The organism is Streptomyces sp. NBC_00457, from assembly GCF_036014015.1.
Taxonomy (GTDB): domain Bacteria; phylum Actinomycetota; class Actinomycetes; order Streptomycetales; family Streptomycetaceae; genus Streptomyces.
Genome location: NZ_CP107905.1, coordinates 7,763,109 through 7,776,194 on the forward strand (window position 1 = coordinate 7,763,109; position 13,086 = coordinate 7,776,194).

15 protein-coding genes are annotated in these 13,086 nt (G+C 69.6%); 8 read left to right on the forward strand and 7 right to left on the reverse strand.

The window, feature by feature from the left end; all coding sequences use genetic code 11:
- Positions 1-174: 174 nt before the first annotated feature.
- The 4 genes from OG828_RS35425 (at position 175) to OG828_RS35440 (ending at position 3,889) form a co-directional block, all read left to right on the forward strand.
- Positions 175-1,263 carry a substrate-binding domain-containing protein gene (locus OG828_RS35425; RefSeq protein ID WP_328503484.1) on the forward strand — a complete coding sequence of 363 codons (1,089 nt, stop codon included), beginning with the start codon at positions 175-177 and terminating at the stop codon, positions 1,261-1,263.
- Positions 1,264-1,296: 33 nt separating this feature from the next.
- A complete protein-coding gene (locus OG828_RS35430) occupies positions 1,297-2,079 on the forward strand; it encodes an ATP-binding cassette domain-containing protein (RefSeq protein WP_328365984.1) in 783 nt (260 codons plus the stop codon).
- Between the two features lie 5 nt (positions 2,080-2,084).
- Positions 2,085-3,356: a sugar ABC transporter permease gene (locus OG828_RS35435; RefSeq protein ID WP_328503485.1), complete on the forward strand. Its 1,272-nt coding sequence runs from the start codon at positions 2,085-2,087 to the stop codon at positions 3,354-3,356.
- Positions 3,357-3,580: 224 nt separating this feature from the next.
- Positions 3,581-3,889, forward strand: coding sequence for a hypothetical protein (locus OG828_RS35440; RefSeq protein ID WP_328365990.1), 309 nt, complete (start codon positions 3,581-3,583; stop codon positions 3,887-3,889).
- Between the two features lie 52 nt (positions 3,890-3,941).
- Here the strand turns inward: OG828_RS35440 and OG828_RS35445 are convergent, their stop codons facing one another.
- Positions 3,942-5,126, reverse strand: coding sequence for a winged helix DNA-binding domain-containing protein (locus OG828_RS35445; protein WP_328503486.1), 1,185 nt, complete (start codon positions 5,124-5,126; stop codon positions 3,942-3,944).
- A gap of 404 nt (positions 5,127-5,530) precedes the next feature.
- Between OG828_RS35445 and OG828_RS35450 the strand changes: the two genes are divergently transcribed.
- Positions 5,531-5,812, forward strand: a complete 282-nt coding sequence (locus tag OG828_RS35450) for a hypothetical protein (protein ID WP_328365994.1) — start codon at positions 5,531-5,533, stop codon at positions 5,810-5,812.
- Positions 5,813-5,837: 25 nt separating this feature from the next.
- On the opposite strand, the gene pspAB is transcribed toward OG828_RS35450, so the two are convergent.
- The 4 genes from pspAB to glnA all read right to left on the reverse strand — a co-directional run bounded on the left by pspAB (position 5,838) and on the right by glnA (position 9,256).
- Positions 5,838-6,422 (reverse strand): PspA-associated protein PspAB, encoded by a 585-nt coding sequence (pspAB, locus tag OG828_RS35455; protein WP_328365996.1) that lies wholly within the window; start codon positions 6,420-6,422, stop codon positions 5,838-5,840.
- A 2-nt stretch (positions 6,423-6,424) separates the two neighbouring features.
- Complete coding sequence (gene htpX, locus OG828_RS35460) at positions 6,425-7,342, reverse strand: zinc metalloprotease HtpX (protein WP_328365999.1); 918 nt, start codon at positions 7,340-7,342, stop codon at positions 6,425-6,427.
- Between the two features lie 111 nt (positions 7,343-7,453).
- Positions 7,454-7,747 carry an SCO2583/SCO2584 N-terminal domain-containing protein gene (locus OG828_RS35465; protein ID WP_328503487.1) on the reverse strand — a complete coding sequence of 98 codons (294 nt, stop codon included), beginning with the start codon at positions 7,745-7,747 and terminating at the stop codon, positions 7,454-7,456.
- A 99-nt stretch (positions 7,748-7,846) separates the two neighbouring features.
- On the reverse strand, positions 7,847-9,256 hold the full coding sequence (gene glnA / locus OG828_RS35470) for a type I glutamate--ammonia ligase (RefSeq protein ID WP_210576239.1): 1,410 nt from the start codon (positions 9,254-9,256) through the stop codon (positions 7,847-7,849).
- Positions 9,257-9,465: 209 nt separating this feature from the next.
- Here glnA and OG828_RS35475 point away from each other — a divergent pair, with 209 nt between their 5' ends.
- The 3 genes from OG828_RS35475 to OG828_RS35485 all read left to right on the forward strand — a co-directional run bounded on the left by OG828_RS35475 (position 9,466) and on the right by OG828_RS35485 (position 11,890).
- Entirely contained in the window at positions 9,466-9,933 is a 468-nt protein-coding gene (locus tag OG828_RS35475; RefSeq protein WP_328441059.1) for an RDD family protein, read from the forward strand.
- A gap of 125 nt (positions 9,934-10,058) precedes the next feature.
- A complete protein-coding gene (locus tag OG828_RS35480; RefSeq protein ID WP_328503488.1) occupies positions 10,059-11,219 on the forward strand; it encodes an acyl-CoA dehydrogenase family protein in 1,161 nt (386 codons plus the stop codon).
- A 128-nt stretch (positions 11,220-11,347) separates the two neighbouring features.
- Positions 11,348-11,890: a flavin reductase family protein gene (locus OG828_RS35485; protein WP_443060221.1), complete on the forward strand. Its 543-nt coding sequence runs from the start codon at positions 11,348-11,350 to the stop codon at positions 11,888-11,890.
- Positions 11,891-11,903: 13 nt separating this feature from the next.
- Here the strand turns inward: OG828_RS35485 and OG828_RS35490 are convergent, their stop codons facing one another.
- Together OG828_RS35490 and OG828_RS35495 are read right to left on the reverse strand one after the other, a co-directional pair.
- Positions 11,904-12,605 carry a DUF4191 domain-containing protein gene (locus OG828_RS35490; RefSeq protein WP_210576235.1) on the reverse strand — a complete coding sequence of 234 codons (702 nt, stop codon included), beginning with the start codon at positions 12,603-12,605 and terminating at the stop codon, positions 11,904-11,906.
- 83 nt (positions 12,606-12,688) lie between these two features.
- The gene (locus OG828_RS35495) at positions 12,689-12,889 is read right to left on the reverse strand and encodes an SCO2195 family GlnR-regulated protein (RefSeq protein ID WP_210576234.1); all 201 of its coding nucleotides are present in this window, start codon (positions 12,887-12,889) and stop codon (positions 12,689-12,691) included.
- Positions 12,890-13,086 lie beyond the last annotated feature (197 nt).

Genomic DNA, 13,086 nt, shown 5'->3' on the forward strand with positions numbered 1-13,086 from the left:
ATCGCCGTCGCGTTCGCAGTTCACCGCGGCCGGTGCCAGACTTACGAAATAGTCGGCTTGCCCCTTTTTCGCACAGTACGCTCCAGGCGGATGCTCGGCCCCGCATGAGGGAGCCGCCTGAGCCGGGCCGGCGCCGAGCATGACAGCAGGGACCGGTGCAGGGAGGTCTCTCACATGAAGGCCTGCGTACGGGGGGCAGCGGTCGCTGTGGCCGCGGCCGCCACAGCCGCTGCTCTCGCGGCCTGCGGGGAGGGCGCCGGGAACGACTCCGGCGGGGGGAACCAGACGAAGATCGGTGTGCTGCTGCCGGACTCCACCACGGCTCGTTGGGAGACGAACGACAGGCCGCTGCTCGACCGACGGATCAAGGAACTGTGCGACGAGTGCACGGTCGAGCACGCCAACGCCAAGGGCGATGTGGCCATCCAGCAGGCGCAGATGGACTCGATGCTCGCCGAGGGGGTCGATGCCATCCTGCTCGCGGCCGTGGACGCCAGATCGCTGGGCCCAACGGTCGCGAAGGCGGACGAGGCAGGTATCCCCGTCATCGCCTACGACCGTCTCGCCGAGGGACCGATTTCGGGTTACGCCTCCTTCGACGGCGAGGAGGTCGGCAGGCTCCAGGGCACGGCGTTGCTGAAGGCCATGGGCGACAGGGAGACCGGCGACCAGATCGTCATGATGAACGGCGATCCCAGCGACCCCAACGCGGTGTCGTTCAAGGCGGGCGCGCTGTCCGTGCTCAAGGGGAGGGTCGAGATCGCCAAAGCGTACGACACCCCCCAGTGGAGAACGGAGGTCGCTCACATGAACATGTCCGGCGCCATCTCCGCCCTCGGCGCCGACAACATCGACGGGGTCTACGCCGCCAACGACGGCCTCGCCGCCGGCAGCATCGCCGCTCTGAAAGCCAACAAGGTCGACCCGCTGCCCCCCGTCACCGGGCAGGACGCCGAGCTCGGAGCCGTGCGGCGCATTGTCGCCGACGAGCAGTACATGACCGTTTACAAGCCCTTCGCGCCCGAGGCTTCCGCCGGCGCCGCACTGGCCGTGGCCGCGGCCCGTGGTGAAAGCCTCGACCGGATCGCCACGGAAAAGGTGACGACCAGCAGTGGGAGCACGGTTCCGGCCGTCCTGCTCACCCCTGTGTCCGTGACCATCGACACCATCGAGGACACCGTGGTGAAGGACGGCGTCTACACGATCCAGCAGATCTGCACCCCGCAACTCGCCGCCGCCTGCACCAAGGCCGGACTCACCTGACAGATCGGTTCTGGAGCCGGTCTTGGGAAGGAGATGGTCTTCGTGTCGAGTCCCCCCTTGCTGACGCTGCGCGGCGTGTCCAAGCGCTTCGGTGTCGTCGAGGTCCTCAATGACGTCGAGCTGGAGATTCGCGCGGGCCAGGTCGTCGCGTTGCTGGGAGACAACGGGGCCGGCAAATCCACCCTGGTCAAGGTGATCTCCGGAGTTGCCCCGGCGGACAAGGGCGTCATCGAGTGGGAGGGCCGGACAGTCCACATCAGGCGCCCCCACGATGCCCGGGACCTCGGCATCGCCACCGTCTACCAGGACCTCGCGCTGTGCGGGAACCTCGACGTCGTGGGCAATCTCTTCCTCGGCCGGGAGATCCGCAGGTTCGGGTTCCTCGACGAGGTCGAGATGGAGCATCGCACCAGGCACCTGTTGGACCGTCTGACCAGGGCTATCCCCGATCTGCGCGCTCCCGTCGTCTCACTGTCCAGCGGCCAGCGGCAGACGGTCGCCATCGCCCGCTCACTCCTCGGCGACCCGCGGGTCCTCCTCCTGGACGAACCGACCGCGGCTCTGGGAATCGAGCAGACCGGCGAGGTCCTGGACCTCGTGGACCGTCTGCGTGACCGGGGCCTCGGGGTGCTGCTCATCAGCCACAACATGGGCGATGTCAAGGCTCTGGCGGACCGGGCCGCCGTGCTGCGGCTCGGGCGCAACAACGGCTTCTTCGACGTGACCACCACGTCTCAGGAACAGATCATCGCCTCCATCACCGGCGCCGCGGAGAACGTGCCCCGCCGGATGGCTCACCGAGAGGCAGGGTGGTGAAAGCCATGCGCATCAGGGCGGGCAGCACGCGGGCCGCAGCGTCGGCGCCCACCGCCGAGGCCCGTCGGCCGCCCGGCGGACGGGCCGTCACCCAGGTCGTGGACAGGTGGGGCGCCGTCCTGCGGCGCAAGCTGAGCGACGGCGAGCTGGGCTCGCTCCCGGTCGTCCTGGTCCTCGCCGCGGTCTGGATCACCTTCCAGTCCCTCAACGACAGCTTCCTGTCATCCCGGAACCTGTCCAATCTCAGCGTGGACATCGTGGGTACGGGCCTGATCGCGGTCGGCATCGTCTTCGTGCTGCTGCTCGGTGAGCTGGACCTGTCGGTCGGCTCGATCAGCGGCCTCGCGGCCGCGGTCTTCGCCGTCCTGAACGTGAACAACGGCGTACCGGAATGGCTGGCCCTCATCATCGCGGTGCTCGCGGGCACCGCGGCAGGAACCGTCCAGGGCTTCTCCGTCGCCAAGACCCGCGTGCCGGCTTTCGTCATCACCCTCGCGGGGCTCCTGACCTGGAACGGCCTCATGCTCTACATCCTCGGGACCAGTGGCACCGTCAATCTCGACGAGAACGGCCTCGTCGCCAAGCTGACGAGCCATTACTTCACCAACGACGCCGCTGCATACGGCCTGGCGGCAGTCGGCACGGGCCTGGTCTTCTTCGTGTCCTACCAGGACAGGCAGCGCCGCAGGACCATGGGCATGCCGTACCGCTCGCTCCGGGGAATCATCGTGCGCACAGGAGTCCTCTCGGCGATCGCGTTCACCGCCGCATACCTGCTCAACCGGTTCCAGGGTCTGCCGCTCGCCCTGCTGATCTTCCTCGTGGTGGTGGCCGGCCTCGACATCGTTCTGCGCCGCACGCACTACGGGCGGCAGGTCTACGCACTCGGCGGCAGCATCGAGGCGGCCCGTCGCGCCAGCCTCAGTGTGACGAGGGTGCAGACCGCGGTGCTCGCCGTCTCCGGCACCATGGCCGCGATCGGCGGCCTGTTCCTGGCCTCGCGCATCACGTCCGTGAGTCAGGGCGCGGGCTCGGGCCTCCTGCTGCTCAATGCCATCGCGGCGGCCGTCATCGGTGGTACCAGCCTGTTCGGAGGACGCGGTACGACCTGGTCCGCGGTACTCGGCATGCTGGTCATCCAGTCGATCGCCTCGGGCATGGTGATCACGGACACCCCCACCGCGGTCCAAATCATGATCACGGGCGGGGTGCTCTTCACCGCCGTGGTCATCGACGCACTGGCCCGACGCTCGCAGGAGGCGCATGGGCGGGCATGACGGATCGCGCACCGGGCGTTCTGTTCGAATTTCCGCCGCCCCATGCGCATCTCACGGACCTGGCGTGACACGGCGGCAATTCCCTGGCTCACCTGGGCATTTGATGGACTCTGCGGACTCCCTGGATGTCAGTGCCGGGCAGTAAACTAGAAGCAGTGTTCGAGGGTGGCGCCGGGGCCGCCGAAGTCCCCGGACGAGACCCTGACCGCGACAGGAGGATGCCTGTGCCCGCTGCCGCACTGAAGCCAAGGCCGACGCAGTCCACTGCGAAGCGCCCCGTCCTGCTCGACCTGCCGTACGAACCCGTGGAGAAGCGCCCGTTGCCGCCGGGCCGTCCCCGCGAGTGGTACGTCACCCACAACCGCCGCCTCAAGGCCATGCGCCTGGCCATCGCCCTGCTCGACTCGGGCGTGTATATGCCGAACCAGGCCCGCAACGAGACGATACGGAGCACCGCGGAACTCATCGGCGTCCACCCGCCGTCGGACACGACGTGCCATATGGTCCGTGCGTTCATGCGTTACAACCGGTGAGGCCGGGGCCGGGTGCCGCGCATGGTGCGGTGCCCGGCGCCGACAGCCCTCCCTACCCCGTCAACTCCCGCTCCAGCGGCGTCCGGAACCGCGGCGTGATCCGCGTCGACCCCACCCACCCTCGCAACCGCTCCGCCTCGGCCACGATCGCGGCCTCCGCCTCCCTGCCGACACCCTCCCCGTCCAGCACCCGCCACACGATCTCGCCGTCGGCCCGCTGGGCCCACCCCCCGATCACCCGGCCGTTCCACCACACCGTCGGCCCCACGTTGCCGCTGCGGTCGAAGAGGGCGGGGCGCAGATCGGGGGAGAGGTACCAGTCACGGTGCTGCCATCCCATCGCCGTCGGGTCGAGGGCGGGCAGCAGCGCGGCCCAGGGTTCGGCGGACCCGGTCACGGGGGCGATGTCACCGGCGGTGACATAGCCGGTGCCCTCGTCGAGCCGCACCTCTTCGGCGCCGATCGCCTCGAGAGCCCGGCGCACCTCGGTCACCCTCCAGCCGGTCCACCACTTGAGGTCGGCCTCGGTGGCCGGGCCGCAGGCCGCCAGCCATCGGTCGAGGAGGGCGGCCTGGGCGCCGGCGATGTCCAGTTCGGGATGCGGGGGCGCCGGGGCCCAGCGGAACTGGGACGACGTCCAGGAGCCGAGCGGCCGACCGCGTACGACCTTGCCCTCCTGGCCCAGCAGCCGCAGCAGCCGTGTCGAGACGGTGTGCAGCCCCTCGTAACTCTTCCCGGCTCCATACAGGAACTGCTCTCTCAACCGCGGCTCGTCCTGGGCCAGTTCGGCCGCCGTCGCCTGCCCCCGCCGCTCCAGCACGGCCAGCGTGGCCTCCTCGACCTCCTTGAGCCAGGCCGCGTCCGGCGCCCCGCCCGCCGCCATCTGCTTGAGCAGGTTGGCGCGTTCACGGGCGGCGACGGCGATGCCCGTGGAGGCGTGCACGACCGCCGTCAGATCCGTCGGGAACACGAACACGGTGTTGCGCATGCCGTGCATCCGGACCAGGCTGCCGTCCTCGTACAACGCCCGCCCGGTCTCGACCACCGTCCGCCCCGCATCCCCGAGCCGCGCACCCACCGCCAGATACACCGTCGCCGGATCGGTGCCGTGCAGCGCGACCAGCGACCGGGCGACCTCCTCCGGCGTCGCCGCCCGCGCCGTACCCGCCAGCCGATGCCGCAACCCGACCCGCACCCGCCGCTCCACCACGTCGACGTACCGCCGCCCGTCACCCATACCGGCCTCCACCCGTCACCTCACAACCGTGCCTGCATCTTCGCGGACGCCACTGACAGGCCGAGGTCTGGCGGCGCCCCAAAGGGGCGCGGGGCTGTATCAATATGCGGCTCCGCCGCGTGGGCGCGACCAGCCACAACGAACCCGCAGCCGACCGACGACCGAAGCCCCATCACCACACGCCCCAACGAGCCCGCACGGAAAAGCAGATGCACACCGCGTGACCGCTTCCCTACCCTGGACACGCATAGCGGAGCTGCTCCCCATCGCTTGCCGCAGAACAGGCATCACCTTGCGGACCCGGGGCTACTCTCTACGCACCGACGGCCGGTCGCCCACCCCCAGCGCCGCGTCGGAACATCTCGTCACCGCTTACTGATCACCCACGCCCACGGAGGCCCGTCATGGGCACCATCATCTTTTCCGGGACCGCGGTCCTGGTCGTTCTGGGGTTCGGAAACCACCTCTACTGGCTCGCCGCCGTCGCGGTGCTCTTCCTGTACATGCAGTACGGGCGCGGCTCCTCGCCGACCTCCCCCTCGGGCGGGTCCGGCCCGGTGCCGTCCGACTACCGCGCGTACCGTGACCGCCGGGACAAGCAGGCCAAGTGGGAGCGCCGCTACCGTCGCGAGCGCCCCTTCGAGTCGCGCCGGCAGGAGCGCGAGAAGGCCCAGAAGAGCAAGTGAGACCCGCCGTGGTGAGCGCCGCCGGTCACAGACCGGGGGCGCCCCACACCGGGAACCAGCGGCTGAGATCCTGCTCGATCCGCAGGTCCTCGCCGAGGGCCGCCTTCACCCGCAGTTCCAGCGCGTTGTCGCGCCGCTGCCCGTCGCCGGGCAGCGGCGCGAACGGGTAGTAGGTGCCCCGCTTGTAGAGGTAGACCAGCGCCAGCCGCCGGTCCTGTTCGTCCTGGAAGCCGGCGAGTGAGCACAGCAGTTGGGGGCCGAAGCCGTTGACCTCCATCGAGCTGTTCACCGCGTGCAGGTCGTTGACGAGGAGGTGCAGTTCGTCGGGTGCGCGATGCGAGACCAGCCAGGAGTAGCCGTACTTGTCGCGCCGCAACTCCACCGGCGGGCCGTCGCGATCGGCGTCCGCGTCCAGCAGCGCCTGGACCTCGCGGTGTGTCTGCTCGAAGGCCGCGCCCTCGACCGTGGCGAAGCACACCGCCCCCCGCCCGGTCGGTGTGAAGGAGGCCGCCGCCTGGAGCGTCACCGCCGCCGACGGCAGGGCGAAGAGCTGGTCGAGGTCGGGCGCGACCGGCTTCGTACGACCGAGCAGGATGTCCAGCAATCCCATGCTCACGCCTTTCCGGGAGCCGCGGCCTCACCCAACTCGGCGGAGATCCGCGCCAGTTGGTCGAGCCGCTGCTCCAGGCTGGGGTGGGTGGAGAAGTACCGGGCGATGCCGGGCTCCTTGCCCAGGGCCGGGGTGAAGTAGAAGGCGTTGAAGGCCTGGGCCGTGCGCAGATCCTTGGTGGGGATCCGGGCGATGTCGCCCGACACCTTGGTCAGCGCGGACGCCAGGGTCGAGGGACGGCCGGTCAGCAACGCCGCCGCCCGGTCCGCCGCCAGCTCCCGGTACCGGGACAGGGCCCGGATCAGCAGGAAGCTGAGCGCGTAGACGGCCGCGGAGACACCCATCACCGCCATGAAGACGACCGCGGTGTTCTGGTCCCGGCGTCCGCCGCCGAAGAGCTGCGAGTAGAAGGCGAACCGCACGATCAGTCCGGCGATCACGCCGAGGAACGACGCGATCGTGATCACGGCGACGTCCTTGTGCGCCACATGTGACAGCTCGTGCGCGAGCACTCCCTCCAGCTCGGCCGGCTCCAGACGCCGTAGCAGACCGGTGGTCACGCAGATCACCGACTTGTCCGCGTTGCGCCCGGTGGCGAACGCGTTCGGCATGTCCATATCGGAGACGGCGACCGTCGGCTTGGGCAGATCCGCCAGCGTGCACAGCCGGTCGATCACCGCGTGCAGCTCCGGATACTCCTCGCGTTCCACGACCCGCCCGCGCATCGCGAAGAGCGCGATCCGGTCGGAGAACCAGTACTGCGCCCCGAGGAACCCCGCCGCGACCACCACGACCAGCACCCAGGACCTCAGCAGCACGATCAGCGCCGCGACAAAGGCCACGTACAGCAATCCGAGCAGAAAAAGCGTGACCGTCATCCGCGCGGTCAGGCCCCGGTCGTTCCGGAATCGGCTCTGCATCTGCATCACCTCGGCAGTCAGGCACTCGCCCCACTGCCAGTGTGCACCCGGCCACACCATGACACGGTTGTGATCAGTTCTAGGACCTGCAAAGGGAAGCTGTGAGCGCCCTCAGTAGCCCGGCTGGAAGTTCAGGTACCCGAGGAGCACGATGATCGCGGCCACGGAGCCGAGCACGATCGCCGTCGATATCCAGGGCGAGCGGCGAGTGCCCCTGCTCCGCATCCGGGACGAGCGGCGACGGCGGCGCACCGGACCCGGGTCCGCCCGGAACGGCACCGGTCCCGGAGGATTCTCCTTCCACCGCGCGGCCAGCATCCGGGCGCGCGCCGAGGGCTCCTTGTGCTCGGCCGAGTCCGCCCATCTCAGGTCGAACTCCCGCTCCCCGTCGTGCCGTTCGGACATCCCCGTTACCTTCCTCGAACAGTCGTGCCCCCAACATACGACGGCGCCCCCGCCCTGGGGAACCAGGAACGGGGGCGCCGCCAAAGGCACAGGCGTCGATCACACGTCGAAGTACAGCTCGAACTCGTGCGGGTGCGGACGCAGCTGCAGCGGCGCGATCTCGTTCGTGCGCTTGAAGTCGATCCACGTCTCGATCAGGTCGGCGGTGAACACGTCGCCCTGGAGGAGGAACTCGTGGTCGCGCTCGAGGGAGTCGAGGACGGCCGGGAGGGAGGTCGGGACCTGCGGGACGCCCGCGTGCTCCTCGGGAGCCAGCTCGTACAGGTCCTTGTCGATCGGCTCGGCCGGCTCGATCTTGTTCTTGATGCCGTCGAGGCCCGCGAGGAGCAGGGCCGAGAAGGCGAGGTACGGGTTGCCGGAGGAGTCGGGCGCGCGGAACTCGACGCGCTTGGCCTTCGGGTTGGAGCCCGTGATCGGGATACGCATCGCGGCGGAGCGGTTGCGCTGCGAGTACACCAGGTTGACCGGCGCCTCGAAGCCCGGGACCAGGCGGTGGTACGAGTTCACCGTCGGGTTGGTGAAGGCCAGCAGCGACGGGGCGTGCTTGAGGATGCCGCCGATGTAGTAGCGGGCGGTGTCCGACAGGCCCGCGTAGCCGGACTCGTCGTAGAAGAGCGGCGAGCCGCCCGTCCACAGCGACGAGTGGATGTGCATGCCCGAGCCGTTGTCACCGAAGATCGGCTTCGGCATGAAGGTCGCGGTCTTGCCGTTGCGCCAGGCGACGTTCTTCACGATGTACTTGAAGAGCTGGAGGTCGTCGGCCGCGGCGAGCAGCGTGTTGAACTTGTAGTTGATCTCGGCCTGGCCGGCGGTGCCCACCTCGTGGTGCTGGCGCTCGACCTGCAGGCCGGCCTTGCCCAGCTCCAGGGAGATCTCGGCACGCAGGTCGGCGAAGTGGTCGACCGGCGGGACCGGGAAGTAGCCGCCCTTGTAGCGGACCTTGTAGCCGCGGTTGTCCTCGAGGGCACCGGTGTTCCAGGCGCCGGCCTCGGAGTCGATGTGGTAGAAGGACTCGTTCTCGCGGGTCGCGAAGCGCACGCTGTCGAAGACGTAGAACTCGGCCTCGGGACCGAAGTACGCGGTGTCGGCGATCCCCGTGGACGCGAGGTACGCCTCGGCCTTCTTCGCCACGTTGCGCGGGTCACGGCTGTACTGCTCGCCGGTGATCGGGTCATGGATGAAGAAGTTGATGTTCAGCGTCTTGTCACGGCGGAAGGCGTCGACCCGGGCGGTCGACAGGTCCGCGCGCAGCGCCATGTCGGACTCGTGGATGGCCTGGAAGCCACGGATCGAGGAGCCGTCGAACGCCAGCTCGTCATCCGGGTCGAACGCATCGACAGGCACCGTGAAGTGCTGCATGACGCCCGGGAGGTCGCAGAAGCGGACGTCGATGAACTTGACGTCCTCGTCCGCGATGAACTTCTTGGCCTCGTCGGCGTTCTGGAACATCCAGCTCCTCCTACTCCCGACCGTCCCGCCGGGGTGGTAGTTCGTTCGTGCGGCCAGTGCGGTGGCACACGCTGACCTCGACCCTAGGGACGCGTGATTTCTCGGGCGTGACCCATTTGTTTCGCACAAGTTAACCAGCCCGGGTTCCACCGTAGCCCGGAAACACCCCGCCGTGCCCTGACCGGGCATGGCCGCAGTACCGTGTACGCGTGGACAAGAGGCAAGCAATCGGATCGTGGCTGTCCGGCCCCCGCGCGGCCATGGAGGACGCCGGTGCCGACTTCGGATACCGGGGGGAGCAGCTCGGTCTCCCGGAGGAGGGGCCCGGCTCGATCGCCCGCCCCGGCCGCCGCCTCGGCGCCCTCGCCGTGGACTGGGCGCTGTGCGTCTTGATCGCATACGGTCTCATCACGGACGGCTACGGGCAGGCGACCGGGAACTGGGCCCTGCTCGTCTTCTTCGTCATGAGCGTCCTGACCGTCGGCACGATCGGCTTCACCCCCGGCAAGCGCCTCTTCGGCCTGCGCGTCGTCCACCTGGACACCGGCACGGTCAACCCGGTGCGCGTCCTGCTGCGCTCGGCCCTGCTGTGCGTCGCGATTCCCGCCCTGATCTGGGACCGCGACGGCCGGGGGCTGCACGACCGGCTGGCGCGCACGGTCGAGGTGCGGATCTGAGCTGCGACAGTCTTCACATATGACGCCGGTCGGGTGACGGCCGGACCGGCCACGGCCCGGGGTCCCGTCCCCGTCGAACCGCGTTCGGAACACTGCCGCCATATCGGCGGAGGTGGTTGGACAATATGTCGTACGACAACATGTCGACGATCGTGGCCCGGGCGTCGCAGGTCGCCGACATCGCGGCCCGGCACACGGAGGAGGCGGAGGCCGCCCGGCGCCTCTCGCCGCAGGTGGTCCACGCGGTGCGGGACGCCGGTTTCGCGCGGCACTTCGTACCGGTGGCCCATGGCGGCACGGCGGGCGGTTTCACCGAGCTGACCTCGGCGGTCTTCGTGGTCGGACAGGGCTGTACATCGGCGGCCTGGGCGGCGTCGCTGGCCGCCTACGCGGGACGGTACGCGGCGTTCCTGCCCGCCGAGGGCCAGGCGGAGATCTGGGCGGACGGCCCGGACGCCCTGGTGGCCGCCGCGCTCATGCCGTCCGGCACGGCGGAGCGGGTGGCCGGCGGCTGGCGGCTGAGCGGCGAGTGGAAGTACATCAGCGGGGTGCACTTCGCGGACTGGGCGCTCGCCTGCGCGGCCGTACCGGATGAGCAGCCCGCCGACGGACGGCCCGAAGTGCGGTACTTCGCCGTACCGAAGGCCGACTTCACCATCACCGAGAGCTGGTTCTCCGTGGGCATGCGCGGGACCGGCAGCGACACCCTGGTCCTGACCGACGTCCACGTGCCCGAGCACCGCACCCTGGCCCGCTCCGCCGTCCACGCCGGGCGGGCCCCCGCGTCGGACGCGCGCTGCCACATCGTGCCGATGTACGCCGTGAACTCACTGCCGTTCGCCGCGCCGCTGGTCGGCGCCGTGCGGGGCGCGATGCGTGCCTGGGTCGAGCGGACCGCCTCCCGTGTCGACCGGCGGGGCCGGGCCGTCCGCGAGATGCCCTCGACGCAGGTCTCCCTGGCCCGCTCGGCCGCCGAGGTGGACGCCGCGGAACTCCTCGTCCGGCGTACAGCGGCGGTCGCCGACGGCAGGGAGACGCCGCCGGAGGGCGAGGCGGCGGTCCGCGGGGCCCGGGATCTCGCGCTGGCTGTGGAGCTGCTCGTCTCGGCGGTCGGCCGGGTCTTCCGCACCAGCGGGACGTCCGGACAGTCCGCCACCGACCCGGTGCAGCGCTTCTGGCGGGACGTGAACAGCGCCGCCTCCCACGTGGCGCTCTCCTTCGAGTCCACCGGTGCGGCATACGGCGCCTGGGCGCTGTCCGGCGACGGTCGGACCGGGCCCGTCTGACGCCGTCGTCCGGTTGCTGGGCAGGGGTGGCGGCGTCATAGTCGACCTTGAACGCGGGTGACGATCACCTACCCACGCGAGCACGGTCAGTGAGAGTCGTCGCCGAGGCCAACAGGTGGTGCGGCCGCATGACGGAGCAGCAGGACACAGACATACCGGATGACATAGCCGTACCGGATGACGTCGCCCTGCCGGAGGCGCTGGTGGCGCCCGAGGAGTTCCGGGCCGCGATGGCCCGCTTTCCCTCTGGCGTCGTGGTGGTGACCACCCGGTGCCAGGACGGCACCCCGCGCGGATTCACCGCCAGTTCCTTCTGCTCGGTGTCGCTGGAGCCGCCGATGGTCCTGGTGTGCCTGGCGAACTCGGCCGACTCGGCGTGGTCGTTCGCGCGCTGCGACCGTTTCGCGGTGAGCGTGCTCACCCCGGTCCATCAGCCGCTCGCCCTGCGTTTCGCCACCAAGGGCAGCGACAAGTTCGCGGCCGGCGGGATGCGGCTCGGCCCCGGCGGACTGCCGACGGTCGAGCGGGCCCTGTCCGAGCTGGACTGCGAGGCATACGCACGTCACCCGGCCGGGGACCATACGGTCCTGATCGGCCGGGTGACGGGTGTACGGCTGGGTGAGGGATCCCCGATGGTCTACTACGACCGGGACTTCAGGACGCTGGCCTGAGCTCCCTCTGGTGTCAGCGGGCCTTCGGGCCGCCCTTCGGCAGCTTCATGCCCTTCGGCATCGGGCCCTTCGGCATCGGCATGTTGCTCATCAGGTCGCCCATGGCGCGCAGCCGGTCGTTGGTGGCCGTCACCTGGGGGCCGGTCAGCACGCGCGGCAGCTTCAGCATGGTGGTCCGCACCTTCTTCAGCTCGACCTGGCCCTCGCCCGTGCCGACGATGATGTCGTGCACCGGCACGTCCGCGACGATGCGGTTCATCTTCTTCTTCTCGGCGGCCAGCAGGCTCTTCACCCGGTTCGGGTTGCCCTCGGCGACCAGCACGATGCCGGCCTTGCCGACGGCCCGGTGCACCACGTCCTGGCTGCGGTTCATCGCCACCGCGGGGGTCGTCGTCCACCCCCGGCCGACGTTGTCCAGCACCGCCGCGGCAGCGCCCGGCTGTCCCTCCATCTGCCCGAAGGCGGCCCGCTCGGCCCGGCGCCCGAACACGATCGCCATCGCGAGGAAGGCGAGCAGGAAGCCCAGGATGCCGAGGTAAATGGGGTGACCGATCAAGAAACCGATCGCGAGGAAGACACCGAGGGTGACGATTCCGACTGCCGCGAGTACAAGACCGATCTTCTTGTCGGCCCTGCGGGTCATCTTGTAGGTCAGAGCGATCTGCTTCAGTCGCCCGGGGTTCGCAGCATCCGCTGCCGTGTCCTTCCTCGCCATGGCACGAAGTCTACGTGGCCCCGGGAGCGCGGACGACGGCAGTGCCCGGAACGAAGGGGAGGAGGAGCTTCAGGGGTGCCGGGTCAGGAGCGTCCGGCGAGGGCCTGCTCCAGGACGCGCTGTGCCTCGACCCGGTCCTTGGCGCGGCGGCGGTCCTCCAGGACGGAGGTCCAGGCGTTACGACGGGCGGTGCGCTGGCCGCTGCTCATCAGCAGTGACTCGACGGCGCGGAGTGCGTCGGTGACGGACGGGATGGCGGTGGCGCGAACGGGCGCGGCCTGCATCTTGGAGGTCCCCCCTCGGAATGGCAGCGGATGCGGGTGTACGTGGCGTGAGTCGAGCGTCACTGAATGGTGTTACCAGGGCGTGACCGACCGGTCAAACGCCAATGAAACCTTGATGCGAGGGCCGAAAACCCTGACGCGGCCCTGAGGTACGCCTCCATCTGCGAGGACGTTCAGAGCCGCGTCGATTCCGCCAT